This window comes from Maritimimonas sp. 2210JD6-3 (assembly GCF_056591795.1).
In genome coordinates this window covers 19,176-45,115 of the sequence record NZ_JBWQOJ010000011.1, presented here as the reverse complement: position 1 = coordinate 45,115, position 25,940 = coordinate 19,176, and the positions used below count along the sequence as shown (strand labels likewise).

At 33.0% G+C, this 25,940-nt stretch carries 24 protein-coding genes; 11 read left to right on the top strand and 13 right to left on the bottom strand.

What is annotated here, in order from left to right; all coding sequences use genetic code 11:
* The first annotated feature begins 10 nt into the window (after window positions 1-10).
* From ffh to folD, 3 genes are all read left to right on the top strand, one after another.
* Window positions 11-1,339: a signal recognition particle protein gene (ffh, locus tag AC1EUY_RS06925; protein ID WP_480194782.1), complete on the top strand. Its 1,329-nt coding sequence runs from the start codon at window positions 11-13 to the stop codon at window positions 1,337-1,339.
* A gap of 56 nt (window positions 1,340-1,395) precedes the next feature.
* Window positions 1,396-1,656: a GIY-YIG nuclease family protein gene (locus AC1EUY_RS06920; protein ID WP_480194781.1), complete on the top strand. Its 261-nt coding sequence runs from the start codon at window positions 1,396-1,398 to the stop codon at window positions 1,654-1,656.
* 138 nt (window positions 1,657-1,794) lie between these two features.
* A complete protein-coding gene (gene folD, locus AC1EUY_RS06915) occupies window positions 1,795-2,670 on the top strand; it encodes a bifunctional methylenetetrahydrofolate dehydrogenase/methenyltetrahydrofolate cyclohydrolase FolD (RefSeq protein ID WP_480194780.1) in 876 nt (291 codons plus the stop codon).
* Window positions 2,671-2,838: 168 nt separating this feature from the next.
* On the opposite strand, the gene AC1EUY_RS06910 is transcribed toward folD, so the two are convergent.
* Genes AC1EUY_RS06910 through AC1EUY_RS06900 form a run of 3 tightly spaced genes read right to left on the bottom strand, consistent with a single transcriptional unit; the run spans window position 2,839 to window position 4,800 of the window.
* Window positions 2,839-3,957, bottom strand: a complete 1,119-nt coding sequence (locus tag AC1EUY_RS06910) for a DEAD/DEAH box helicase (protein WP_480194779.1) — start codon at window positions 3,955-3,957, stop codon at window positions 2,839-2,841.
* Between the two features lie 58 nt (window positions 3,958-4,015).
* Window positions 4,016-4,435 carry a VOC family protein gene (locus tag AC1EUY_RS06905; RefSeq protein ID WP_480194778.1) on the bottom strand — a complete coding sequence of 140 codons (420 nt, stop codon included), beginning with the start codon at window positions 4,433-4,435 and terminating at the stop codon, window positions 4,016-4,018.
* A complete protein-coding gene (locus AC1EUY_RS06900) occupies window positions 4,432-4,800 on the bottom strand; it encodes a cupin domain-containing protein (protein ID WP_480194777.1) in 369 nt (122 codons plus the stop codon). The genes AC1EUY_RS06905 and AC1EUY_RS06900 overlap by 4 nt, the downstream gene beginning before the upstream one ends.
* Before the next feature lie 79 nt (window positions 4,801-4,879).
* Here AC1EUY_RS06900 and argS point away from each other — a divergent pair, with 79 nt between their 5' ends.
* The 7 genes from argS to AC1EUY_RS06865 all read left to right on the top strand — a co-directional run bounded on the left by argS (window position 4,880) and on the right by AC1EUY_RS06865 (window position 11,709).
* A complete protein-coding gene (argS, locus tag AC1EUY_RS06895) occupies window positions 4,880-6,661 on the top strand; it encodes an arginine--tRNA ligase (protein ID WP_480194776.1) in 1,782 nt (593 codons plus the stop codon).
* A 387-nt stretch (window positions 6,662-7,048) separates the two neighbouring features.
* Window positions 7,049-8,521, top strand: coding sequence for a serine hydrolase (locus AC1EUY_RS06890; RefSeq protein WP_480194775.1), 1,473 nt, complete (start codon window positions 7,049-7,051; stop codon window positions 8,519-8,521).
* 168 nt (window positions 8,522-8,689) lie between these two features.
* On the top strand, window positions 8,690-9,073 hold the full coding sequence (locus AC1EUY_RS06885; protein ID WP_480194774.1) for a VOC family protein: 384 nt from the start codon (window positions 8,690-8,692) through the stop codon (window positions 9,071-9,073).
* 4 nt (window positions 9,074-9,077) lie between these two features.
* Window positions 9,078-9,767: a cyclase family protein gene (locus AC1EUY_RS06880; protein ID WP_480194773.1), complete on the top strand. Its 690-nt coding sequence runs from the start codon at window positions 9,078-9,080 to the stop codon at window positions 9,765-9,767.
* A gap of 11 nt (window positions 9,768-9,778) precedes the next feature.
* The gene (locus tag AC1EUY_RS06875) at window positions 9,779-10,285 is read left to right on the top strand and encodes a GNAT family N-acetyltransferase (protein WP_480194772.1); all 507 of its coding nucleotides are present in this window, start codon (window positions 9,779-9,781) and stop codon (window positions 10,283-10,285) included.
* Between the two features lie 72 nt (window positions 10,286-10,357).
* Complete coding sequence (locus AC1EUY_RS06870) at window positions 10,358-10,669, top strand: YbjQ family protein (RefSeq protein WP_480194771.1); 312 nt, start codon at window positions 10,358-10,360, stop codon at window positions 10,667-10,669.
* A gap of 239 nt (window positions 10,670-10,908) precedes the next feature.
* Complete coding sequence (locus tag AC1EUY_RS06865) at window positions 10,909-11,709, top strand: TIGR00266 family protein (RefSeq protein ID WP_480194770.1); 801 nt, start codon at window positions 10,909-10,911, stop codon at window positions 11,707-11,709.
* A gap of 34 nt (window positions 11,710-11,743) precedes the next feature.
* On the opposite strand, the gene AC1EUY_RS06860 is transcribed toward AC1EUY_RS06865, so the two are convergent.
* The 9 genes from AC1EUY_RS06860 to AC1EUY_RS06820 form a co-directional block, all read right to left on the bottom strand.
* A complete protein-coding gene (locus AC1EUY_RS06860; RefSeq protein WP_480194769.1) occupies window positions 11,744-12,430 on the bottom strand; it encodes a DUF4369 domain-containing protein in 687 nt (228 codons plus the stop codon).
* Window positions 12,431-12,474: 44 nt separating this feature from the next.
* The gene (locus AC1EUY_RS06855) at window positions 12,475-13,815 is read right to left on the bottom strand and encodes a DUF819 family protein (protein WP_480194768.1); all 1,341 of its coding nucleotides are present in this window, start codon (window positions 13,813-13,815) and stop codon (window positions 12,475-12,477) included.
* Window positions 13,816-13,843: 28 nt separating this feature from the next.
* Entirely contained in the window at window positions 13,844-16,375 is a 2,532-nt protein-coding gene (locus AC1EUY_RS06850) for a M14 family metallopeptidase (protein WP_480194767.1), read from the bottom strand.
* A 34-nt stretch (window positions 16,376-16,409) separates the two neighbouring features.
* Window positions 16,410-18,671, bottom strand: a complete 2,262-nt coding sequence (locus AC1EUY_RS06845; protein WP_480194766.1) for a DUF5916 domain-containing protein — start codon at window positions 18,669-18,671, stop codon at window positions 16,410-16,412.
* A gap of 34 nt (window positions 18,672-18,705) precedes the next feature.
* Entirely contained in the window at window positions 18,706-18,876 is a 171-nt protein-coding gene (locus AC1EUY_RS06840; RefSeq protein WP_480194765.1) for a type II toxin-antitoxin system antitoxin, read from the bottom strand.
* Between the two features lies 1 nt (window position 18,877).
* A complete protein-coding gene (locus AC1EUY_RS06835; protein WP_480194764.1) occupies window positions 18,878-19,825 on the bottom strand; it encodes an alpha/beta hydrolase family protein in 948 nt (315 codons plus the stop codon).
* Window positions 19,815-20,330, bottom strand: a complete 516-nt coding sequence (locus AC1EUY_RS06830; protein ID WP_480194763.1) for a hypothetical protein — start codon at window positions 20,328-20,330, stop codon at window positions 19,815-19,817. Before AC1EUY_RS06830 ends, AC1EUY_RS06835 begins: the two co-directional genes overlap by 11 nt.
* A 9-nt stretch (window positions 20,331-20,339) precedes the next feature.
* The gene (locus AC1EUY_RS06825) at window positions 20,340-20,498 is read right to left on the bottom strand and encodes a DUF4177 domain-containing protein (RefSeq protein ID WP_480194762.1); all 159 of its coding nucleotides are present in this window, start codon (window positions 20,496-20,498) and stop codon (window positions 20,340-20,342) included.
* Window positions 20,499-20,672: 174 nt separating this feature from the next.
* Window positions 20,673-21,533: an SPFH domain-containing protein gene (locus AC1EUY_RS06820; protein ID WP_480194761.1), complete on the bottom strand. Its 861-nt coding sequence runs from the start codon at window positions 21,531-21,533 to the stop codon at window positions 20,673-20,675.
* Window positions 21,534-21,645: 112 nt separating this feature from the next.
* On the opposite strand from AC1EUY_RS06820, the gene AC1EUY_RS06815 reads away from it, so the two are divergent.
* Window positions 21,646-22,428 carry a S1/P1 nuclease gene (locus AC1EUY_RS06815; protein ID WP_480194760.1) on the top strand — a complete coding sequence of 261 codons (783 nt, stop codon included), beginning with the start codon at window positions 21,646-21,648 and terminating at the stop codon, window positions 22,426-22,428.
* A gap of 34 nt (window positions 22,429-22,462) precedes the next feature.
* Here the strand turns inward: AC1EUY_RS06815 and AC1EUY_RS06810 are convergent, their stop codons facing one another.
* Window positions 22,463-25,915: a pyruvate carboxylase gene (locus AC1EUY_RS06810; RefSeq protein ID WP_480194759.1), complete on the bottom strand. Its 3,453-nt coding sequence runs from the start codon at window positions 25,913-25,915 to the stop codon at window positions 22,463-22,465.
* Between the last annotated feature and the right edge of the window lie 25 nt (window positions 25,916-25,940).

Sequence of the window (25,940 nt, the reverse complement as noted above, 5' to 3'; positions counted from 1 at the left end):
ACGTAGGAGTATGTTCAATAACTTAAGTGATAAATTAGATAAAGCTTTTCATGTTTTAAAAGGGCATGGAAAAATTACTGAAATAAATGTTGCCGAGACATTAAAAGAGGTTCGTAGAGCTCTTTTAGATGCCGATGTTAACTATAAAATAGCCAAAGAATTTACCAATCGTGTAAAAGAAAAAGCACTGGGTCAAAATGTATTAACTACGTTAAATCCTGGGCAATTATTAGTTAAGATCGTTAAAGATGAATTAACAGCATTAATGGGTGGTGAAACTGTAGGTATCAACCTTGGTGGTTCACCAACAATCATCTTAATGTCTGGTTTACAAGGTTCTGGTAAGACGACCTTTTCTGGTAAGCTTGCAAACTATCTTAAAAACAAAAAGACGAAGCAAGTCTTGTTAGTGGGTTGTGATGTATATCGTCCAGCAGCGATCAATCAGTTAAAAGTAGTTGGTGAGCAGATAGGTGTTGAAGTATATGCAGAAGAAGGAAATCAGAATCCTGTTGAAATTTCTAAAAATGCTATTCAACACGCAAAATCTAATGGTAAAAATGTAGTGATTATTGATACCGCTGGTCGCTTAGCTGTTGATGAAGAGATGATGACAGAAATCTCAAATATCCATAAAGCTGTAAATCCGCAAGAAACACTTTTTGTAGTAGATTCTATGACGGGTCAAGATGCTGTAAACACTGCAAAAGCGTTTAACGATATCTTAAACTTTGAAGGTGTTGTACTTACAAAACTAGATGGCGATACTCGTGGTGGGGCGGCTTTGTCGATCAAATCGGTCGTTGATAAACCTATTAAGTTTATTGGTACGGGTGAAAAGATGGAAGCGATTGATGTTTTCCACCCCGATCGTATGGCAGATCGTATCTTAGGCATGGGTGACGTTGTCTCGTTAGTTGAACGTGCTCAAGAACAGTTTGATGAAGAAGAAGCTCGAAAACTACAAAAGAAAATTGCCAAAAACCAGTTTGGTTTTGATGATTTCTTAAAACAGATTCAACAGATCAAAAAGATGGGTAATATGAAAGATCTAGTGGGTATGATTCCTGGTGTTGGTAAAGCTATGAAAGATGTCGATATTGATGATGATGCCTTTAAAGGAATAGAGGCCATTATCCATTCTATGACACCTTCAGAAAGAAGCAAACCTGCTATGATTAATTCTAGTAGAAAAAAACGCATTGCAAAAGGTTCGGGTACATCGGTACAAGAAGTAAATCAGCTTATGAAGCAATTCGATCAGATGAGCAAAATGATGAAAATGATGCAAGGTGGTGGAGGCAAGCGTATGATGCAAATGATGAAAGGAATGAGATAAAAAATGAGGTAAGGTGACTTATCTCATTTTTTTTAATAGTTTATTATTAATATTGAATGTCGCCTCGAGCGGAGTCGAGAGGTTCTATGAAGCTATATTTTGTTTATATAGTTCAATGCTCTGATAATTATCTTTACACAGGTATTACAAACAATATAGACGAGAGGGTTTCAGAACACAATCAAGGTATAAATACAACTAGTTTTACATACAAAAGAAGACCTGTTAAGTTAATATTTTATCAAGAATTCAACGATGTTAATCAGGCCATCTATTTTGAGAAAAAAATAAAAAATAGGGTAGAAAAAAGAAACTAGCACTTGCAAATGATAAATATGATTTATTGAAAATTTTAGCTGAGTGTAACAATGAAAGTCACTCTAAATTTAAAAAAATAAATGACCTCTCGACTCCGATCGAGGTGACAACATAATAAATTAAACTATATCCAAAATATGATTTTACTTGACGGAAAAAAAACCTCGGCAGATATAAAAGAAGAAATCGCTCTAGAGGTTGCCGACATGAAAGAACGTGATTTAAAAGCACCTCATTTAGCAGCAGTAATTGTTGGGAATGATGGGGCAAGTTTAACGTATGTAAACGCTAAAGTAAAAGCATGTGAACGTGTTGGTTTTGAATCTACACTAGTAAGATTACCTGAAGAAACAACCGAAGAAGAATTGTTAAATGAGATTGCCATTCTAAACATTGATAACGACATTGACGGTTTTATCGTGCAATTACCACTTCCAAAACATATAGATGAGCAAAAAGTGATAATGGCAGTGCACCCTGATAAAGATGTAGATGGGTTTCATCCAGCAAACGTTGGTAAAATGGCATTGAATTTACCCACATTTATTTCTGCTACACCTTTCGGAATTTTAGAGTTACTCGATCGATACAATATAGAAACATCTGGTAAAAATGTAGTTGTTATCGGTAGAAGTCATATAGTAGGTAGCCCCATGAGCATTTTGCTATCACAAAAAAGAAAAGTGGGTAATGCCACCGTAACCATAACGCATAGTAGAACAAAAAACCTTGAAGAATTTACCAAAAATGCAGATATTATTATTGCTGCATTGGGTATTCCCGAATTCTTAAAGGCCGATATGGTCAAAGATGACGTGGTGATAATAGATGTAGGTATTACCAGAGTTGCTGACCCATCTAAAAAAAATGGTTTTCGTTTAGTGGGTGATGTAGATTTTAAAAGTGTGCGTAGAAAAGCTAGTTATATTACACCCGTACCTGGTGGTGTAGGCCCGATGACCATAGCCATGCTACTAAAAAATACTTTGTTAGCCTGTAAAAGAAGAAGTTAAGCCAAAAAGTTAACTGAAACAGTTATTATAAAGAGTATTAACAATACGATTAATTTAACAATCATAGCATAAAATTAGTTACATATTCAAAATTAATCAATATTTGATGCTGACAAAAACTTGTAATTATAGTTAACAAATAGTTAACTTCGAAACTTTCAACAGTAATTATACGAGCGATTCTTCAAATTTGATTCCTAATTCTTTTTGAATTTTATGTATATGTTGCAATTCACTAGGTAAAATTAACGCTATAGAATCACCAGTTTTTCCAGCTCTCGCTGTTCTACCACTTCTATGCGTATAATATTCTAAACTTTCTGGTAATTGATGATGTATTACAAAATTTAAATCGGTTACATCGATACCTCTTGCAGAAACATCTGTAGATACTAAAAATTGTAAGCTTTTATTTTTAAAAGCTCTCATAACTTTGTCACGCTCTTTCTGCTGCATATCACCTTCTAAAGCTGCAACCGAAAATCCGTCTTCTAATAATTCTTTAGCTAAGCTTTGAGCTCCTAACTTTGTTCTACAAAATATAATACCACGATCATTGGTGCTACGTTCAAGTAGCTGAATAAGTTTATCTGTTTTATTTTTAATAGAAGTTAATATATATTTATGAGTAATGTTAGCATTTACCAATGCATTTTTATTGACTTCAACCTTTTTAGCATCATTACTCATATAGTTCGTGATAATCTTTTTGACTTCTTCTGGCATTGTAGCAGAAAAAAGCCACGTATTTCTAGACCCTGTAGTATATTTTAAGATAGCATTTAGTTCTTGTTTAAAACCCATACTAAGCATTTCATCGGCTTCGTCTAAAACTAAGGTTTTAATAGTTTGCAGATCGATAGATTTCTTCTCTATTAAATCGATCAAACGACCAGGCGTGGCTACAATAATATGAGTTGGTCGTTTTAATCTACCAATCTGAATATCTATTTTCTCACCACCATACACTGCCTCAACAAAAACTCTAGCATTAGTATATTTTGTGAATTTAAACAGTTGCTTTTTTATCTGTTGTGCCAATTCACGCGTTGGTGTTAAAACAAGCACTTGCACTATAGCTTTTGAATCGTCTATTTGATGTAAAACTGGTAAGCCAAAAGCCGCAGTCTTTCCCGTGCCCGTTTGAGCCAACCCTATAAAATCTGTTTTAGAATCTAATAAAATAGGAATCGTTTTTTCCTGAATCTCTGTTGGTGTATCTATACCAAGTTCTTTTAAAGCTTTTAAATACTTTTTATGTATTCCTAAATCTAAAAATGTTGACATATCTCTTTATAAAATGCAAATATATGCTTCTTAAAAGTAGTATATCTTAGATTTAAGTTTATTTCGCAAATAATTGACTCATGTCTTTAAATGCCTTAAACTCTAAAGCATTCCCTGCAGGATCTAAAAAAAACATGGTCGCTTGCTCTCCTACTTCTCCTTTAAATCGCGTGTACGGTTCTATTACAAAAGTGACTCCTTTTGATGTAAGTTTATCTGCAAACGCATGAAACTGATGCCAAGCCAATACCACACCATAATGCGGCACAGGTACATGCTTTCCATCTACAGCGTTGGTGTGTACATCGATGTCAGATTTAGGTTTATAATGAATAACCAATTGATGTCCAAATAAATTGAAATCTACCCAATGGTCAGAACTTCTACCCTCTTCACAATTCAGTATTTCTCGGTAAAAAGTTCGGCATTCTTCTAGGTTGTGAACAGGTATTGCGATGTGAAAAGGTTGAACATTCATACTTCTTCTCTATTTACTAAATCCATCGAAAACGCAGGTAAACAAATAGCTAAATATTCACATTCTTCCGCAAACGGATTGGAATATTGCACTCTCGTATTTTTTTCAATTTTTATAGATTGACCCGCTTCTAAAACAACAGTATCTTCTTCAATGATAAACTGTTTTTTTCCTTTTATTATGTAAGTATATTCATCGAATTTTGGAGTTTGAAAAGGTTCACCCCAACCCGGTGGCGCTATCATATGAGCAATGCTTACTTTTGAATTACCATCTGTGGCATTTCCAAAATGCTCTTCTATCAGCTTACCATCTGTAGTAGGTACAACAAACGGCGATTTTTGAATGGTATATTTCTTCTGCATTAATTAAGTTCTAATTAGCATGAATAAAAGTAGTAATTTGTACTGTAATTACTTAATTTTGCGCTTCAATTTTTAGTAAATGAATATTCAAAATAACTTAAAATCTACAGTACAAAATGCTTTTCGAAGTATTTATAATGCCTCAATAGAACATGTAGAGTTTCAAGCAACACGTAAAGATTTTGCTGGTGATATTACTATTGTTGTTTTTCCATTTCTGAGAGTTGTAAAAGGAAATCCTGTTGAAATTGGCGCTAATATCGGGCAATATATTAAGGAACATGTTGAAGAAGTTGCTGATTTTAATGTTGTAAAAGGATTTTTGAATTTAGAATTAAGTGATGCTTTTTTCTTACATCAGTTTAAAGCCATTTATAAAACTGAAAATTTTGGAATTGAAACTGAGCTTGATGAAAAGGCGACTATGGTTGAATATTCTTCACCAAACACCAATAAACCACTGCATTTAGGACATATTCGTAATAATTTACTAGGCTATGCTGTCGCTGAGATTTTAAAAGCATCGGGTAAAAAAGTATATAAAACACAGATCATTAATGATCGTGGTATTCACATCTGTAAAAGTATGCTAGCTTGGTTGCGTTATGGAAACGGAGAAACACCTGAATCTATAGGATTAAAAGGTGACAAATTGGTGGGTAATTATTATGTAAAATTCGATCAAGAATATAAAAAAGAAATAGCATCGCTTGTCGCGAAGGGCATTTTAGAAAAAGATGCAAAAAAACAAGCACCAATCCTGTTAGAAGCACAAGAAATGCTTCGCAAGTGGGAAAATGGTGATAAAGAAGTTGTCGATCTTTGGAAAACGATGAATGGCTGGGTCTATGAAGGATTTGATATTACTTATAAAAATTTAGGCGTAGATTTTGATACGCTTTATTACGAAAGTAGCACTTATTTATTAGGTAAAGAATTTGTAGCTGAAGGTTTAAAAACTGGTGTATTCTTTACAAAAGAAGATGGCTCAGTTTGGTGTGATCTAACCGATGAAGGTCTTGATGAAAAAATAGTACTACGCTCTGATGGTACCGCGGTTTATATGACCCAAGACATTGGTACAGCCATACAACGTATTAAAGATCATCCTGATGTAGGCGGATTGGTTTACACTGTTGGTAATGAGCAAGATTATCACTTTAAAGTATTGTTTTTAATTCTTAAAAAATTAGGCTTCGATTGGGCCAAAAACTTATATCATTTAAGCTATGGTATGGTCGATTTACCCAGTGGTAAAATGAAATCACGAGAAGGAACCGTGGTAGATGCCGATGATCTATTGGTAAATATGACCGCTACCGCCAGAGAAATTTCTGAGGAATTAGGTAAACTAGAGGGATATACCGAAGAGGAAAAAGAAAGTTTATACAAAACTATTGGTTTAGGTGCTTTAAAGTATTTTATCTTAAAGGTAGATCCTAAAAAACGAATTTTATTTGACCCAGCTGCCTCAATTGACTTTCAAGGAAATACAGGGCCTTTTATTCAATACACGTATGCAAGAATTCAATCGATTCTTCGAAAAGCCAATTCTGATCTCTCTGTCATATTGAGTGAAAGTGAGATATCTCTAGGTGAAAAAGAACGTAATTTGTTAAAACAACTATCTCTTTTCCCTGAAACGGTGCAACAAGCCGCACAAAATTACAGCCCTGCATTAATCGCTAACTATACCTATGAGCTGGTAAAAGAATACAATTCTTTTTATCAAAGTGTACCTATTTTGGGTTCAGATAATGAGCAAGAAAAAATCTTTAGAGTACAGCTTTCAAAAAAGACCTCTGAAGTTATAAAAACTGCTTTTGGTTTATTAGGTATTGATGTACCTGAGCGTATGTGATTTAGTTTGTTTCTTAAAAAGGTGTCCTATAACTTCGCTCATTTATGATTTGCTAAACAGAATTAAAACTCCGCATAGCTTAACGTTGCGCCCAATTAAAAATTCCGTTTCATTCCATAATCTTAGTTAAATGATTGTATCTTTGATAGTATCAAATGATAGTATCACGAATGAAACCATCTATCGAATAAAATAACTACGCACAACAAGCCGTGTATAATTCATTGTTCGTACTCGCCTACTTACGAAAATCCTCGCATATTTTCTATTCGGTTTGTATTTGTTAATTTAGTTGCTCAAACACGCAACAAAACCATAACCCATCCATTAATAAGAAACGTCGTCACAATTAAGAAAATTTATCGTCCTTAAAGAAAAATAGATTAAATGAAACTTCCATTTTACAGTTTGCTAATTGTCTTGTTAATTTTTAATTCCTGCTCGAATAGTTCAAAAACTGAACCAGACAAAAAGAGTACTCAAGCAGAACAACTCGATTCTTTGTTTAATTTCAGCCACTCGAACGGAATGTTTAACGGAGCTGTTTTGGTTACAAAAAACGACTCTATTATTTACAAGAAATCTTTTGGTTACGCCAACGAAGAAACCGAGGAAAAAATAACGCCCGAATCTGTGTTTTACATAGCATCGGTTTCCAAACAATTTACTGCAATGGGAATTATGATGTTACAAGAAAAAAACAAACTAACTTTTGATGATAAAATCGAAGACTTTTTCCCAGATTATCCAGACTATTTGAAAAATATTACTGTAAGACAACTATTGAATCATACTTCAGGATTAACGGATACGGAATATTATAAACTTTCAAACCCAAATAATACAGATGTTTTTGAAATGCTGATGAAACAAGATTCCCTTGAGCTTAAAAATGGAAAAACTTTTCGATACAGCAATTCGGGATATACAATACTTGCTTTAATAATTCAAAAAGTTTCAGGCAAACCAATTGACCAATTTTTCAATCAAGAGATTTTTAAACCTTTAGAAATGCAAAATACCACAGCTACAAAGACCGTGGCGAAAAGTTCTTCTAATTTTGTAAATGGCTATAATCTTATTGGGTCAAAATCAGATTATATGTCTTCTGTAATCGGCCCAGGCGGAATATATTCAACTTTAAATGATTTGGAGAAATGGAACAATGCTTTAAATCAGAACAAATTAGTTTCAGAACAAACACTTAACATTGCATTTGCAAATGGGAAATTAGTTAATGGACAAATTATTTTAAATATCAATGGTCAAAAATATGGTTATGGTTTTGGCTGGAGTCCATTTATAAAAGAAGGTAAAAAGTATGTTCAACACGATGGTTCGGTAGATGGTTATCAGTCTTTGATAAAGAAAAATCTGACTGATGGCTATGATTACATATTTTTGACTAACCAAGGTGGTAGATTAGCAATGAACGAATTAATAGCATCAATTGACAACATCCTTGAAAAATCGAAATACAAAGCACCTAGAATACCAATTGTAAACAAAATTGTAAAGGAATTTGTAGAAAATGATACAGGTACTGCGATCACTAAAATAAAAAGTGCGGTTAGTAAAAATCCGAATGATTATAATATAAGCGAAAATACTATAAACAGACTTGCTTATAACTATTTAAGAGATAGCCAAAGAACTAAAGCAATTGAGGTTTTCAAATTAAATACGGAGTTGCATCCAAATTCAGCCAATGCATTTGATAGTTTGGGCGAAGGCTATTTTACGGATAAGCAGTTCGAACTTTCAAAAGAAAATTATCAAAAATCATTAGAATTAAATCCTAAAAACGAAAATGCCAAGGTTATGATTGAGCGAATTGGAAAAGAAACAGCGGAGAAATGATAAAAGCACTAGCAACATTAATATTTTTAGGGATGAGTATTTTATCTTTTGGACAAAATGATGAACTTTTTTTGACATTTAACAAGCTCACTGTTTAAAGGATGTAGTTCAAAAATACTTTTAAAATTAAAGACCAGAAGTATCTTAATCTTATAATAAAATGTAACAATGCCTATTTTTTCATTTAATCATTTAGCACTTTCTGTAAAAGATGTAAATGAATCTGTTGAATTTTATCAAGAGGTACTTCAACTTGAAGAAGTTAAGAATACAGCTTCAGACTCACAAACAAGGTGGTTATCACTTAATGAAGGAAAACAGCTTCATCTGATTCCACGTCCAAATTCTGAAATAAAAACTAACAAAGCTGTTCATTTTGCATTAGCTACAGCCGATATCAATTTATTTGTGGAACATCTAGAAAAATTAAAAATTGATTACTCAGATTGGCTTAATACTCCGAACAAAGATTATGTTAGAAAAGATGGAATTAAGCAAGTTTACTTTCAAGACCCAAATGGATATTGGATTGAAATAAACGATGATATCTAAAAAAATGACAGCAATCATAGACTTAAGCCAAGAGATTTATGAAGGCATGCCTGTATATAAAGATTTACCACAAGTAAAAATGACTGTACATAATACGCATGAAGAATGGAATCATATAAAAAACCATACTACAAAAACCCCTGCGGTTTATAAATTAGAGCTAGGAGAACATACGGGCACACATGTAGATGCCATTAACCATATGGCCGCAAAACACAAAGGAAAATCTATAGATACGATGCCTTTGTCTATGTTTTATACAAAAGGTATTTGTTTAGATTTTTCTCATAAAAATTTACAAGAATTAATAGAACCCCAAGAAATAGAAGAAACTCTTAAAAAAGAAGGTTTAACCATCAAAGAAGGTACTTGTATCTTATTTTATACAAATCATTACAGAAGGTACTTTAATACTGATAATTGGGGGAAAGGCCCTGGGATATCTATCGCTTCAGCAGAATACTTAGCTTCAAAGAAAATAGCCTCTTTTGGTGTAGAGACCATGTCACCTGGGGTTCCTGGAATTTCGAATAAAAAAGTACATCATATCTGTGGTGAATATGGTTTTACCCATTATGAAAACCTTATCAATCTACATAAATTAGTAGGTAAGGGCGAATTTCAATTTATTGGGTTGCCCTTAAAAATTAGAGGTGGTACAGGTTCACCTGTACGAGCAGTCGCTATTTTTTGAATAATGTAGAAATGCATATGAACATTAGAAAAGCCTTAGAAAAAGATATAGAAACTATACTAAATATTACCAGAGCTTGTGGCAAACATTTAGCAAAAAAAAACATCTATCAATGGAATGAAAAGTATCCTTCTAAAGAAGCTTTTTTTAAAGATTTTAAAAGAGGTGAACTCTATGTTTTAGAATTAGAAGGTACTATCATAGGGTGTATCACTATTTCTACCTTTATGGATGAAGAATACAAATCGGTATCGTGGCTAACTACAAACAATAATATTTACATTCACCGATTAGCAATTCATCCCACCCATCAAAAAAGAGGACACGCACAATTTTTATTATGTTATGCTGAAAAGTATGCTCAAGAACATAACTATGCCTCTGTAAGATTAGATACATTTTCACAAAACCCCAGAAATATACAGTTTTATACTCAGCGAGGTTATGAAAAAACAGGTGAAATATATTTTTCAAGAATAAAAGAATATCCCTTCTATTGCTACGAATTAGTATTTTAAGATTATTTAGTAGTGTAACAAAACTTAGATGAATGCTACCTATATAGTACATTAATTAAAAAACAACTTCATATGATTATTACAACAACCGAAACTATTCCTAATAGAGAAATTAAGGAAATTCTAGGTGTTGCTCGTGGTAGCACAGTACGTGCTCGCAATATAGGTCGTGATTTTTTTGCAGGTCTAAAAAATATCGTGGGTGGTGAAATAGAAGAATACACAAAACTTCAAGCACACGCTAGAGAACAAGCCATGCAACGTATGCAACAAGATGCGCAACGTATGGGAGCAGATGCCATTATTAATGTACGGTTAACGACTGCGATGGTAATGCAAGGTTGTGCTGAGATTTTAGCGTATGGTACAGCTGTAAAACTTTAATGGTATGGGAACATTTGCCGTTATTTTACAAATTTTAATTTGGATTGCTATAGCAGTTATTTTAGTTTACCTAATTGCTAGAAGAATTAAAATATCAGAGACCGAAAATTTTGATAAAAGAGATAATTAGATTCTTAACTAAGATACTATTCAAATAACAAAGATTTAATTCAACTAGAAAAAGTTTTCTTAATTTAGAATTGAATTCATTAATAACTAAAATTATAAATTAACAAACAATGACTGCACACGAAATCGATTATGAAATCTACGGCGAAGAAATGCAATACGTAGAAATAGAACTAGATCCTCAAGAAGCCGTTGTAGCTGAATCTGGCAGCTTTATGATGATGGACAATGGTATAAAAATGAATACTATTTTTGGTGATGGTTCCGGGCAAACCCAAAATGTTTTGGGTAAAATATTCTCCGCTGGAAAACGTATTCTAACAGGCGAGAGTCTGTTTATGACTTCTTTTTTAAATGTAGAACAAGGAAAAAAGAAAATATCATTTGCATCACCCTATCCTGGTAAGATCATCCCATTAGATCTTACAAATTTTGGCAATAAGTTTATTTGCCAAAAAGATGCATTTTTATGTGCTGCAAAAGGAGTCTCAATTGGTATTGAATTTTCTAAAAAATTAGGTCGCGGGCTATTTGGCGGTGAAGGTTTTATCATGCAAAAGCTAGAAGGTGATGGTATGGCTTTTTTACACGTTGGTGGTACCGTAGCAATGAAAGAATTACAACCTGGTGAAGTATTAAAAGTTGACACTGGATGCATTGTCGGATTTGATCAGACCGTAAATTATGATATTGAATTTATAGGAGGCATTAAGAACACAGTATTTGGTGGTGAAGGATTGTTTTTTGCTAAACTAGAAGGCCCAGGAACTGTATATATACAGTCATTACCTTTTAGTAGACTTGCCGGAAGGGTAATCGCTGCTGCTCCGCAAGCTGGAGGTAAAAATAAAGGAGAAGGGAGCATCTTAGGCGGTCTAGGAGATCTCTTAGATGGTGATAATAGATTTTAACCAAATAATCCCGTTAGCAGCGGGATTTATGTTTTTAGTTCTTTTTTATATCTGCTAAGTATTCTTCTAACATTTTACCATATTTAGAAGCCCTTACTTCATCTGTCATAGAAACATTTATAGTATCTAGCAATTTAATATTAGCGTTGCCTAATTCTGTTAATGCTATATAAGGAGCAATCACATTATTTGCATGTTTTACAGCAAAATTTGTCGTATATAAGTATCGTCTCCGTATTAAGTTATTTTCAAGTTTTATAATAGAGTCTTTCTTTATACTATCTTCTTTAAAATCAAATTCAGCTTTTATCAATTCTAAGCGTTGATTGTTAAATTTTTGAGCCATTTCAGAATACTCGTCTAATAAATTTTGATTCTGCAAGCCTTTAATTTCCGCTCTAAAACCAAATTTTTCTAAATGTGTATTAATCGTAATGTCACCTTTATCACCAAAGAATAAAATCGTTTTATTAGGATCGTTATTTAATACTAAATTGTAAATTTCTGGACTTTCTAACTCGTCTGTTAATGTAAATGTACTTATGCCATCAAGTTGTACTGAATCAATCGCTACAAAAGCTGTATCTTTTAGTTTTTTAAGATAGAGTGTTCCTTTTTTTAAGCCTTTAATTTCACCCTTTACCAACATTGATTCTTTTTTATCAGAACCACATGCACATAAGAGTAAACATATAAGTAGTAAACCAACTAAATTTCTCATCATTTCCTTTTAACGGATGCGAATATAGGTAATTTGATAGAATTTTATCCTCCAGAGGCAATTTGCATTAAGATAGTACATCCTATGGCCGCTACGGTACCCACTGCATATCCAAAAACAGCTAATAAGACCCCCACAGTCGCTAGTGATGGATGAAATGCAGACGCAACCACAGGCGCAGACGCAGCACCACCAACATTCGCTTGACTGCCTACAGCTAAGAAAAAGTAAGGAGCCTTAATTAATTTTGCTACAAAAATTAATAACAAAGCATGTATGGTCATCCAGACAATACCTACTACAATCAAACCAGGGTTTTCAGCAATCTGTCTTAAATCCATTTTCATACCTATAGTTACAACTAAAATGTAAATAAAGAGACTTCCGATCTTGCTTGCTCCTGCTCCTTCATATTTTCGCATATTGGTAAATGATAATAAAATTGCAATAATGGTTGCGATACTCACCATCCAGAAAAATTGTGAATCTAAAAACGTAAATATATTTCTTGTGGTTTCAGATTGAATATTCGCTACTACTTCACCAAAAAAATCACTTAAATAATTTCCTAAAAAATGTGAAAGACTTACAGTACCAAACGCTATGGCTCCTAAAATCATAAAATCAGATACACTAGCTTTTCTTTCAACTTTATTAGCAAAAGTTGTTACTTTTTCTTTAAGGTCTTCTATAGCGGTAGTATCGGCCTTTAACCACGTATTGATTCGTTTCGATTTACCAATACCAATAAGTATAATAGCCATCCAAATATTGGCAACTACAATATCAACAAAAACCATTTGAGCATATTTAGCTTGATTAAAGCCATATATTTCAAGCATAGCTGCCTGATTGGCGCCTCCACCAATCCAACTTCCTGCCAATGTTGACAACCCTCTCCAAACTGCATCAGGTCCAGCTCCACCCACCGTTTCAGGAGAAACCATAGAAATTAATAGTATTGCAATGGGTCCACCAATTACAATACCCAATGTACCAGCAAAAAACATTGCTAAAGCTTTCCAACCTAAATTATATACCGCTTTAAGATCTATACTTAACGTCATTAAAACTAAGGCTGCAGGTAGTAAATAGCGACTCGCCATATAATATAAACTCGAACTATTTTCAATAACCTCTCCACTAGCTGTTACTGTTTTCCAATCTGAAGCAATTATACCTAAGGTAGCAAGTAAACCAGGAATCATATAGGCCAAAAATAAAGCAGGAATAATATTGTAGAATTTCTTCCAAAAACCCTCTTTTTGAGAAGATGTATAGAAAATAAGGCCTAACACAATCATTAAGAGCCCAAAGACGATGGTGTCTTTCGTAAATATAGGCGTGGTATCTTTTGGAAACTCTTGAATTAAAATTAAAAGCATTTACTAGTTTTAGAGTTGTAACTTATTTTTATTGACCAACAAAAAACACCGCATTACAAAACGCCAATTTTCCATTTTCCCAGAAACTTCTAAATAAAGGATTATCTGCTAGGTACACTACCTCTCCACTACCTATAGACTCAACTCCGAATACCAAAGATTTGCTAACATTGTTTAATGCTTTCACTCCTGCAAATCCGCTTACTTGATCAGATTTATCTTTAATAACACTCACATTTACACCATCTTTTAAATATGCATAATGATTACCATTTAGACGTAACGTATGATATGTTTTACCATAACCAAACCCAAGTGGATAGGTATTGTCCATAGTGGCTTTAAAAATACTTCCCGTAATTAAATTAGAAATAGAATGACGCTCTAAATTATCAAAAGCTTCTAACTCTAATTTTTCGGCTTGTTCTTTTTCGGCTTTCTCAACTTCTTTTTTCTCATCATCGCTTTTGAATTTCGATAGCTTAAATTCTTTACTAGCGGCAAACTTATTTAAAGCTCCGTCGATTGCAATTAAGCGTCCGCCTTTTTGTACCCATGCTTTTAGTGATTTCAATCTGCTCTCACTTAATGTACTACCATACCAGCCATTTGGTAAAATGAGTACATTGTATTTATCGAGATTTACATTACCAAAGTAGTCTGCGTCTAATACCGTAACAGGATAATGCAATTGCTGTTCAAAGAAATGCCATATTTCTCCAAAACTCAACGTTGATACTCCTTTACCTGATAGCACAGCAACTTTAGGTGTTTTTATGTAGCGAACTGTTGCTGAACCAAAATCTTTTCCTTTAGAAACCATACCAGTAGCAACTGCGTTTAAATTTCTATGATGCTCTTTTGCAATTTTTCTAACTAGAGCATCAAAAGTATTTGCTAATTTTTCATTACCTGTTCGAGTAATAATCAATGAACCTGGTTCATACTCTTTACCTTCTACACTAAATGCTTGTGAAGCAAAACGAACTTTGATCTTATGTTTTAACAAATCTCCTAAAAAAGAAGCGTCTTTTACATCATTCCATTTAGAAATGTAGGCATATGGTTTTGATACTCCTTCTACGTTATTAGTAGCATCAATATCTGGAGCATTCGTAACGGCTATTGTACTTGATAAAGCATAGGCCTTTAATCCACGCGCATATGGTAAAGACCAAGCAGTAATATCGTAGGTTAATGAATCGTTTAATTTAGCCTGAGGTTCAAATAATGACTTTACCAAATTCGATTTTGGCTGATTCATATTAATTACTAAATCAGTACCAGAAAGTTTTATCGTTTTATTTTTATTTAACTGATAGTCAAAACCTTTTAGAGAAGCCGTTGAATTTGAAACTCCATATTGAATCTCATGTCTATCTAATACTTCTCGTAAACTGTTCATCTTATCAACGTCATTTGCACCACTAATAACAAAGCTTTTATACTTTCCTTTCGGATTCGTTTTTGCCTTACGGAAATAATCAGAGAATTCTTTTTTTAGTTTATCGGCATTGGTCGATGCTACTTCTATGGTTGATAGCCCAGTTGTATAATGATGTTCAATTCTATCTTTTAGTGACAATTCATTTCCTTCAGCATTTGTTATTCCTAATCCAGCTCTACCGTGCCCAGCCTGCTCATAGGTCATCCCAATTGCCCCATTAAAAGTTGGGTAAGTATCTCCATAACTAGGATATAATAAATCAAACCATTCTTTTGTGAAATACAACCATCCGTTTTTATCAAAATATTTTGCGTGATTTTTACCTATTGTACCTTGAAAATCACGTTGAAAATCGGTTATCACTTCATGATAAGGCTCAGCAGCTGGTGCAAAATAATAAGGGTTATCTACTCCCTGCTCATGAAAATCTACATGAATATTTGGCATCCATTTATTGTATTGTTTTAGACGTTGTTGAGATTCTACTTGCGTTGCCCAAGCCCAATCTCTATTCAAATCGAACATATAATGATTGGGCCTTCCACTTAACCAAGGTTCATGATGTTCTTTAGAATCTGGATTTAAATTATAAGGGCTATTTCCAAATTGATTATACCAATTTGCGTAACGATCGCGACCATCTGGATTGATGCATGGATCTATAATTACAATTGTATTTTTAAGCCACTCTTTTGTTTCTTTATTAGATGGATCTACCAGTGCAAATAAAGTTTTCATAGATGCTTCTGTACTTGATGCTTCGTTACCATGTACATTATAACTAAGCCATACAATTGGAATATCATCTGAAGGGTTTCCTTCTATGACTCCAGCTGTTTTCAAATGATTTTTTCGAAGTTCTTCAAGCTTAGAAAAATTTTCTGGTGCCGTTATAAAAGCTAAATACAGGGGTCGCTTTTCATAAGTCTCTCCATATTTTAAAAGTGATACATTGTTGTTGTTTTCTACAACGTATTTAAAATAATCTACAACCTGATGATTTCTAGAAAATCGTTCGCCCAATTCATATCCTAAGAATTCTTTGGGTGATTTGGTTTGTGCAAAAAGTGATAAAGTGATAAAAAAAACGAAAAGATAGGTGATGTTTTTCATTATAAAATTGAGTTAGGAGTTCAAATATATTGAATTATATATTTAACCAGTATGTAAATTTTAATGTAAGTGATCTTGTTTTTGGAGCAAAGGTATTCACAAAGTAATTATCGTTATATACAATAAAGAGATCTGAAAGTGGTTTAAAACGCCATTGCAAACGGCTATTAATACCAATATTATCACGTCGATTACTGTATTGTACTAAAGTTGTCCAAAAAAGTTTTTTATTAAAGGTTACATCAAAACGAGGCCCCACTAACCAAATAGAGGCATCGGGAAACAGATTCGGCAAATTAATATTGTCATAATTTATTTGGGCTGAAGCGACAAAATAAGGCTGTAATCGTAAATTTAAATTTCCTTGAAATGAAAACCTTTTTCCATTATAAAAAGAACCGTATGACGGATTCAATGAATAGGAAAATCTTTTACGCATATCTGAACGGTACTGTATTCCAAAATCAGTATAATCATATTCTGAACCTTGAGGAAGCGCTACGGCACCCTCTGTATTAGTAGGATCAAAACTATCGTTCACTAGTTTCGTAAATCTATGATTCATGTTAAAAGATATTTCTGATTGATTATTAAAATTACTTTGCCATTGAATTCTATAAAATTCATCAGAAATACCATCATTTAAATTATCAAAGCTAAAACCTAAAGCATCAGGTCGCCATACTCCTATCCCTATAAATGAGAGGCTGTGTCTGTTAAATATCCCTTTTTTAGGCCAAAATTTTCCTGTAAGACTTGCAACTGCTTTAAAAATATCAGTCCGTCTTACAAAGCCCAATTCAGATCTATAATCATCACCTGTATAAACTCCACCTAATCTTGCATCAATATATCTGCTATTAAACTGGGTTGTAGCCCCAGCAGATAAATCTTTATTGCCTGAATTTGGTGTAAATGATTTGTGAAGAAAGTATTTACCAGTCCAAGTATTGTCTTTTGAAGCTAGGTTATAGTCTAAACCTATAACCCTGTTATATGTATTATTACCCAAGTCATCATCATTATTATTTAAAAAATCATAGTCTTTTGTTGCCTGTTTATTTACAAATAGAAAGCTCAAATTAGATCTACTAAACATTTTATGTTGCAATGCCAAAACAGCATTGTTAGTAGCAGCAATTTCGTTCGTCTCATCTTCGGCTGTTTGCATATCTAGAAAACCTATTCTAAAGTTATTTGTTAACTTTCCACTAATGCGTGCGCCTGCAATTATATCATTTTGAATAGTCTCTCCATCAATATCTTGGGCTATACCGATCCTTCTTGAGAAAAAAGCACGAGATTCTCGAAAATCACCAAAACTTGAAAACAAATCACTATTCTCTACAAAGAATTGCCTCCTCTCAGGTAGTGCAATACTAAACCTAGTTAGATTGGTTATTTGACGATCAACTTCAACCTGAGAGAAGTCTGGATTAATCGTTAAATCTAAATTCAAGCTATTACCGATTGTGAATTTAGCATCTCCTCCTATCTTAAAATCAGCATCATCCGTATTCTCCTCAAAGTCTTGAACTCCGCTAGTATTGATGTAGGGTATTATTGATATTGGTGATTTAGATTTACCTAATGGTTTTTCAAAATACATATCACCCATATACGCAAGATTGAAAATAAATTGATTTTGAGGAATGTGAATCCATGTATTACGTTCATTATCCTGTGTGTCGAAATGATAACTATTAAAACGCCATTTTGTTTCTCCTTCTCTGTATTTAAAAGCATACAGTGGAATCGCCCATTCGCAGATATAATAATTATCATGAATTTTTGACTCTCCTTGCCATTTTACATCCCAAGAACCATCAAAATCACGTACATCAGTGCCTCCGTTAGCTAATAGAATTTCTCGAAGTACTCCATAAGGGTTTGAGCCAAAAATAAACGCATTTGTAGCGTCGTTAAAGGTATCGAACATTAAAGTGATGTTATCACTACCACCTGCTCTAAAATCGCGTCGTAAAGATGGTATGATAAAGTCATTACTTTTTGCATGTACTTTTATACCGACATATAAATTATCATCATCAAACAGCATTTTAATCTCTGTTTGTGCTTTTGCTTGTAAAGAATCTGTAGGAAACTGTTGCCAAAAGTTAGTAGCGATATCAGCCTTTTGCCAAACATCTTCGTCTAATACGGCATCTACTTTTATAGGAGTATTAATATATTTAACTGTAAATTTTTTCTCTTGAGCAGTGAGTTGAAAAAAAGTAAATATAATAGTAAGGCTAAGGAGATATTTATAATAGTTCATTCCGCTAATTGACTTCAAGCCAAATATAGAATTTTAAAATGTTAAAGAAGTCTTAATTATCACCCGCTTTCTTTTTGGGTTCACGCTTGGCTTGTTTTAGGCTTTGATTAAGCATCCACTCTATTTGCCCATTGGTACTACGAAATTCATCAGCAGCCCATTTTTCAATTGCTTTGAGCATCTCTTCATTTATTCTTAGTGCAAATGCTTTCTTCTTAGCCATTCTAGAATGAATTCACAAATTTAGTAATCTCTACAGCTACCTCTTTCATTATACCAATCTCTCCGTTAGTATAGGTAGCTATATTATCTTCTCTCTTATCGCTTTTTACTTCTTTAAAAATATGATTCATATTTTCAATTATCACCATTTTAGAAGTTTTAGTATTCTTATGCAATAATTCAGCGTCTAAAACAGGTACCTGAATATCTTTGGTTCCACCCACAATAAGAATCGGAATTGAAAGTTTTTTAATCTCAATTTGAGGATTATATTTTATCCAAGAAATTAAAAATGGCTGAACAGATTCTCTAAAGATAGAGGTTAATAATTTGTTATAATCTTTATGTATTTTACCCTCTTTAAGAGAATCAAGTGTTTTAGTGATATCTTTTTCTAAAGCTGGTGCATTTCTTAATAATTGTTCACGTAAAATTTCATTTATAGGCCTGCCTGCACCTGCTAAAGAAATATATGCATCAATTTTAGATTTAGTTGCAGCAATTATACCGACTAAACTTCCTTGGCTATGCCCTGCAACAATTAACTTAGAAAATTGATCTTTGCTTTTAAAGTAATTGATCACTGAAACTGCATCATCTATAAAATCATCAAAAGAAAAATCTTCTTCTTTAAGTTTATCTTCTTTAACTAAGGCTATTGCACTTTTATCATATCTGTATGTTGCGATATTACTACTAACTAAATCTTGAGCTAAATATTTTAAAGAATTACTTTCTATTCTTCTTTGATTTCCATTTCTATCTGTTGCGCCTGATCCTGGAATAATAATTATTAATGGAACTCTTTCAGATGTTTTTGGCGCTAATAATGAGCCATTAACATTTACTTTCTTAGAAGATATGCTAAGCTCACTTTCTACAAAATTTGTGCTTTGACTAGAAATCTGATTTACAATTAACAGTAATATGATTGCTATTCTATTTTTCATTAAACACTATTTTATTTTTATATGTTTGAAGTACCCTTTTTACTTCATCTGCTTTTTGTGTACCTATTAATATTTTCTTACCATTCTTTAAAATTAATTGAAGACCAATATCACCTTTAACATTATAAGCTATACCTTTACTTTTATTCCATAGAGCTCCCCCTTTAATTCCCCATCCTCCATAATCTGAAATAGGGTTATACTTTCGCACATATGCTTTTTCTATTTCATTCCAGGTTACATTTCTATTAGAAAAGTGAAAAGGAATAAACCGATAACTGATACCTTTTTCGTCTATTCGCGTGGTTAATTTTAGTGAATAAATTAATCCATAAACTAAAATTAAAGATCCCAATACTGTAAGCAAGGTAATTTTTGATTCTCCGGTTTTATTGGCTTCTATAAACTCTTTAATCACCATAACAATAGGCAATATAAAACTAACCACTAACAAAATATGTAGCCATAATTGCGTAAACCGTTGTTCTTCTTTAAAAATCTTCATCTACACAAACTACCTATTCTTATCGCGTTCAAATATTATTCGTGCTGAATTTTCAGCAACACTGATAACACGCCAACCATTTTTAGCATACTCATTTAAAGTATCTTCTAAACGCTCATTGTTTTTAATCATTCCCATTTTCCAGCTAATAACTTTATATTCTTTCATATATCATTTTTTATTGAAAACAAAAAAACTAATTAACATACCAATGGCAAGTCCTATACCACTTCCAAATACTGTTCTTAGACTATATCATCAAAATGACACTTATAGTTGTACCAAAGCTAGTGCCTAGTACTGGGTCTATAGCTATTGCTTTAATTTGATTGTCATTTATAATTATTGATTTAAAGTACCCGTATTTAAAACTGGTGAAGCGTCTTTATCACCACAAAGTATTACCATGAGATTACTTACCATAGCAGCTTTGCGTTCTTCATCGAGTTCAATTATTTCTTTCTTACTTAATTCCTCTAGTGCCATTTCAACCATACTCACAGCTCCTTCTACTATTTTATGTCGTGCTGCCACAATAGCAGTCGCTTGTTGGCGCTTAAGCATAGCATTTGCTATTTCTTGTGCATACGCTAAATAACCAATTCTCGCTTCTAAAACTTCGATGCCAGCAATAGAAAGACGCTCTTCTATTTCTTTTTCTAAAGTCTCACTTACTTCGTTAACACTCGAACGAAGTGTAATGTCTTCTTCATATCCTTCATCAGCAAAGTTATCATACGGATACATACTTGCTAGTTTGCGAACGGCTGCATCGGTCTGTACACGCACAAAATTCTCATAATTATCTACATCAAAAGCTGCTTTATATGTATTTGTAACTCTCCATACTAAGATAGTACTAATCATAATAGGGTTTCCTAATTTATCATTTACTTTAAGGCGTTCACTATCAAAGTTACTAGCTCTCAAAGAAATTTTCTTTTTTGTGTAAAATGGATTCACCCAATAGAAACCATTTTTCTTTACAGTACCTACATACTTTCCAAAAAGTAATAGTACTCTCGAATTGTTAGGCTGTACCATGATAAAACCAAATGCAATTAACAATGCAGGAATAATAATTAATAAGTAAGTTGGATTCTTACTACTAATTGCCATTGCAATACTTCCAAAAAAAAGTGTTAGAAATACAAATAACATTAAATAACCATTAGCTGGTATAATAATTTTTTCTTCTCTCATGTTTGTTAATTTAAAATGATATTATTTTGATATTATAAAGATATAATTTAATTTTTGAATTTTCCAAATTTTTAACAAACTAATTTTATATTTTAGCACAAAATAAGATTTCATGAAGATTAGACTTTCACTTTTATTAGGATGCCTTTTTTTATTAACTACTTCTTTTAAATCTTTGCCTGTTTGGGGACCAACGGGTCATAGAGCAACAGGAGAAATTGCAGAAAAGCATTTAACAAAAAAAGCTAAGAAAAACATCAATAAATTACTTAATGGGAAAAGTCTAGCTTTTGTATCAACCTATGCCGATCAGATTAAATCTGATAGAAAGTATGATAAGTATTATACCTGGCATTATGTTAATATGCCCTTTGACAAAACGTATGAAGAGTCTGAAAAAAACCCAAAAGGAGATATTATTACAGGAATAAATAAATGCATTAGTGTTTTAAAAGATAAAGACAGCTCGAAAGAGGATAAAGTTTTTTTCTTAAAGCTTTTAGTGCATTTTATGGGAGATTTACATCAACCCTTGCATATTGGCAGAGCTGAAGATAAAGGTGGTAACGATATTCAAGTGCGATGGTTTAATAGAGGTACAAATTTACACCGTGTTTGGGATGAAGATATGATTGAAGAATGGAAAATGAGTTACTCTGAACTTGCCGAAAATGCTGATAATTTGTCAAAAGCTCAACTAAAAGCTATAGAAAAAGGTAGTGTTTTAGATTGGATGCGTGATACACGAAAACTCACAAAACCAACATATGAGTCGGTAGAAATAGGCGAAAAATTGCGTTATCGCTATTCATACGATCATTTTCCTACTGTAAGAAAACAACTACAAAAAGGTGGCATTCGTCTTGCGAAACTTTTAAACGATATTTTTGGATAACTCAGTAGTTTGTTGCTATAACTGAAACCTATAATCATTCTAAAACTAGCACTAGATCATCTTGCATTACCATAGTTCCTTCTTGTAAGGTAACAGATTTAATAACTCCAGATTTTCTAGCTGCAACTGTGGTTTCCATTTTCATAGCTTCTATCACAAATAGCGGATCATTTTCTTTTACTTTTTGTCCCTTTTTTACAAGCATTTTGTAAAGTAAACCTTGTAAAGGTGCTCCTACTTCATTTAGATTATCTACATCAGTTTTTACATTTTCTATCTTTTGAATGTCTAATGATGTATCTTTAATTTCTACATATCTATTCTCACCATTTACTTTAAAGAAAACGATACGTATTCCTTCATTATTAGCCTCACCAATAGAAAGTAACTGAACCAACACGGTTTTTCCAGGCTCTAATTCTACCATAATCTCTTCTCTTGGCACCATACCATAAAAGAAATTCTTAGTAGGTATTGTTGCTACGTTTGCATATTCTTTATAAAACTCATGCGCTTGTTCAAATACTTTAGGATATAAACTATAAGATAGAAAATCTTCAAACTCTATAGGTCGTGTAAATCCTTTTTGAAATTTCTTTTCAAATGTTTTGTACTCTTTGGTAAAATCAATTGACTTAAGATGCGCGTTGGGTCTATTCTTGTACGGCTTTTTATTCTTAAGAATAATCTTTTGCAGTTTTTTAGGAAAACCTCCAACGGGTTGCCCCAAATCTCCTTTAAAGAAATTTATTACCGATTCAGGAAAGGAAATTTCGTCTCCACGTTCTAAAACTTCACCTGTAGATAAGTTATTTGTTACCAAAAAGATTGCCATATCACCAACTACTTTTGAACTTGGTGTTACTTTTATTAGATCTCCAAATAGTTCATTTACTTCACCATACATCTTTTTAACCTCATCAAAACGGTCGCCAAGTCCTAAAGCTTCTGCTTGGGGTCTTAAATTAGAATATTGCCCGCCAGGAATTTCATGTTTAAAAACCTCTGCCGTACCTGATTTTAAACCAGATTCAAAAGGATAATAGTATTCTCGAATATCTTCCCAGTAATTTGAAAATTTATTTAAACTATCAATATTATATTCGTGTTCACGTTTGTGGTATTTCATCATTTCTACCACAGCGTTAAAATTTGGTTGTGATGTTAATCCAGATAATCCGCCCAAAGCTACATCAACCACATCAACTCCTGCTTCAATCGCCTTTAAATAAGTAGCCGATTGCAAAGACGATGTATCATGTGTATGTAAATGAATGGGTAGATCAACTGTGTCTTTTAAAGCCTTTACCAGTTCAGTCGCCGCATACGGTTTTAACAAACCAGCCATATCTTTAATCGCAATCATATGCGCACCTGCATTCTCGAGATCTTTTGCTAATTGGGTATAGTATTTAAGGCTATATTTAGTATTACTCTTATCTAGAATATCACCGGTATAACTGATGGCAGCTTCTGCAATTCCTCCCGTTTGCTTGCGTACATACTGAATACTTGGCTCCATTGCTTTTACCCAATTAAGCGAATCGAAAATTCTAAAAATGTCAATACCGTTTTCCCAAGATTTAAGGATGAATTTTTCAATTAAATTATCAGGATATGCCGTATAGCCCACACCATTCGAACCTCGCAGTAGCATTTGAAATAAAATATTAGGTATTGCTTTTCGTAACGTTCTTAAGCGTGTCCACGGACTTTCATGTAAAAACCGTAAACAGACATCAAAAGTCGCACCTCCCCACATTTCCATACTAAACGTATTGGGGTGGTTTTTTGCAAAACTTTCTGCAACTTTCAACATATCATATGTACGCATTCTGGTTGCTAATAATGACTGATGTGCATCTCTTAGCGTTGTATCTGTAAAGTGTATTTTCTTTTCTTTTTTTAACCATTTACAAAACTTTTCAGCACCCATTTCAGTAAGCATATCTTTAGTCCCTTTTGGATATTCTGACAAATAATTAAACTCAGGCATTTTTGGAATTCTAAATTCTTTGCTTTTATCTACAAATTTTACATCAGGGTTTCCATTAACAATTACTTCTCCTAAATAATTTGTAAGTTTCGTTGTTCTATCTTGAGGAAGTTCAATTTTAAAAAGCGAAGGCGTATTTTGAATAAAATTAACGGTAACTTTTCCCTTAGTGAAATCTTTATGTTGGATTACATTTTGCAAAAAACGAATATTCGTTTTTACTCCCCTAATTCTAAACTCCTTAAGTGCTCTTACCATTTTTCGAGTAGCTCCATCGAGTGTTCTACCATGAGCAGATACTTTTACAAGCATAGAGTCAAAAAATGGACTAATTTTAGAAGCTTGATAAACACTCCCTGCATCTAGGCGAATTCCCATACCTGCAGCACTGCGATATGTAGTTATTGTTCCATAATCTGGTGTAAAATTATTTTGAGGGTCTTCGGTGGTAATTCGACATTGTAATGCAAAACCATATGTGTTAATTGATGCTTGATCATAAATTTTTATTTGCTTACTAGCCAACTTATATCCACCAGCAATAAAAATCTGAGTTTTTACAAGATCAATACCTGTTACCATTTCGGTAACCGTATGCTCAACTTGAATTCGAGGATTAACCTCTATAAAATAAATTGCATCTTCTTTATCAACAAGAAATTCAACGGTGCCTATGTTATTATAATTTACTTGACTAGCAATAGAAACAGCATAGTTATAGAGGTTTTGTTTTAACGCCTCACTTAAACCAAATGAAGGCGCTACTTCTACTACTTTTTGATGCCTTCGTTGTACTGAGCAATCTCGTTCATGCAGATGACGAATCGAACCATGATTATCAGCAACTATTTGAACTTCTATATGTTTTGGGTTTTCAACATATTTCTCTAAAAACATGGTATCATCACCAAAAGCATTCAAGGCTTCATTTCTAGCCGAATTAAAATTAAACTCGAGGTCTTTTACCGTTCGAATGATGCGCATACCTCTACCTCCACCACCAGATGCAGCTTTTAACATTAAAGGATAACCAATAGCATCGGCCTCTAAAAGTGCAACCTTTAAAGAAGTTAACTTTTTCTTGTTGCTTTCAATGATGGGTACTTTACACTTTACTGCTATTTTCTTAGCTGTAATTTTATCTCCCAGTGCATCCATTACTTTAGGATCTGGACCAATAAAAATAATATCATTCTGAGCACATGTTCTTGCAAAAGTTGAATTCTCAGATAGAAATCCGTATCCAGGGTGGATTGCATCTACACCTTTATTCTTAGCTAAACTTACAATAGCATTAATATCTAAATAAGGCTTTAATGGTTGCTCTTCTAAACCTATTTGATATGCTTCATCAGCCTTATACCGATGCTGAGAATACCGATCTTCATAAGTATAAATAGCAACTGTTTTTATATTAATTTCTGTACAAGCCCTTAGTACTCTGATGGCAATCTCACCTCTATTTGCAACTAGTATTTTTTTAATTTTCACCTCAATTATTTAGTATTGATATTTG

Excerpts from the sequence above, each read along its gene's own strand:
- ffh (WP_480194782.1), top strand. The coding sequence starts at position 11 with ATGTTCAATAACTTAAGTGATAAATTAGATAAAGCTTTTCATGTTTTA.
- AC1EUY_RS06920 (WP_480194781.1), top strand. The coding sequence starts at position 1,396 with ATGTCGCCTCGAGCGGAGTCGAGAGGTTCTATGAAGCTATATTTTGTT.
- folD (WP_480194780.1), top strand. The coding sequence starts at position 1,795 with ATGATTTTACTTGACGGAAAAAAAACCTCGGCAGATATAAAAGAAGAA.
- AC1EUY_RS06910 (WP_480194779.1), bottom strand. The coding sequence starts at position 3,957 with ATGTCAACATTTTTAGATTTAGGAATACATAAAAAGTATTTAAAAGCT.
- AC1EUY_RS06905 (WP_480194778.1), bottom strand. The coding sequence starts at position 4,435 with ATGAATGTTCAACCTTTTCACATCGCAATACCTGTTCACAACCTAGAA.
- AC1EUY_RS06900 (WP_480194777.1), bottom strand. The coding sequence starts at position 4,800 with ATGCAGAAGAAATATACCATTCAAAAATCGCCGTTTGTTGTACCTACT.
- argS (WP_480194776.1), top strand. The coding sequence starts at position 4,880 with ATGAATATTCAAAATAACTTAAAATCTACAGTACAAAATGCTTTTCGA.
- AC1EUY_RS06890 (WP_480194775.1), top strand. The coding sequence starts at position 7,049 with ATGAAACTTCCATTTTACAGTTTGCTAATTGTCTTGTTAATTTTTAAT.
- AC1EUY_RS06885 (WP_480194774.1), top strand. The coding sequence starts at position 8,690 with ATGCCTATTTTTTCATTTAATCATTTAGCACTTTCTGTAAAAGATGTA.
- AC1EUY_RS06880 (WP_480194773.1), top strand. The coding sequence starts at position 9,078 with ATGACAGCAATCATAGACTTAAGCCAAGAGATTTATGAAGGCATGCCT.
- AC1EUY_RS06875 (WP_480194772.1), top strand. The coding sequence starts at position 9,779 with ATGCATATGAACATTAGAAAAGCCTTAGAAAAAGATATAGAAACTATA.
- AC1EUY_RS06870 (WP_480194771.1), top strand. The coding sequence starts at position 10,358 with ATGATTATTACAACAACCGAAACTATTCCTAATAGAGAAATTAAGGAA.
- AC1EUY_RS06865 (WP_480194770.1), top strand. The coding sequence starts at position 10,909 with ATGACTGCACACGAAATCGATTATGAAATCTACGGCGAAGAAATGCAA.
- AC1EUY_RS06860 (WP_480194769.1), bottom strand. The coding sequence starts at position 12,430 with ATGAGAAATTTAGTTGGTTTACTACTTATATGTTTACTCTTATGTGCA.
- AC1EUY_RS06855 (WP_480194768.1), bottom strand. The coding sequence starts at position 13,815 with ATGCTTTTAATTTTAATTCAAGAGTTTCCAAAAGATACCACGCCTATA.
- AC1EUY_RS06850 (WP_480194767.1), bottom strand. The coding sequence starts at position 16,375 with ATGAAAAACATCACCTATCTTTTCGTTTTTTTTATCACTTTATCACTT.
- AC1EUY_RS06840 (WP_480194765.1), bottom strand. The coding sequence starts at position 18,876 with ATGGCTAAGAAGAAAGCATTTGCACTAAGAATAAATGAAGAGATGCTC.
- AC1EUY_RS06835 (WP_480194764.1), bottom strand. The coding sequence starts at position 19,825 with ATGAAAAATAGAATAGCAATCATATTACTGTTAATTGTAAATCAGATT.
- AC1EUY_RS06830 (WP_480194763.1), bottom strand. The coding sequence starts at position 20,330 with ATGAAGATTTTTAAAGAAGAACAACGGTTTACGCAATTATGGCTACAT.
- AC1EUY_RS06825 (WP_480194762.1), bottom strand. The coding sequence starts at position 20,498 with ATGAAAGAATATAAAGTTATTAGCTGGAAAATGGGAATGATTAAAAAC.
- AC1EUY_RS06820 (WP_480194761.1), bottom strand. The coding sequence starts at position 21,533 with ATGAGAGAAGAAAAAATTATTATACCAGCTAATGGTTATTTAATGTTA.
- AC1EUY_RS06815 (WP_480194760.1), top strand. The coding sequence starts at position 21,646 with ATGAAGATTAGACTTTCACTTTTATTAGGATGCCTTTTTTTATTAACT.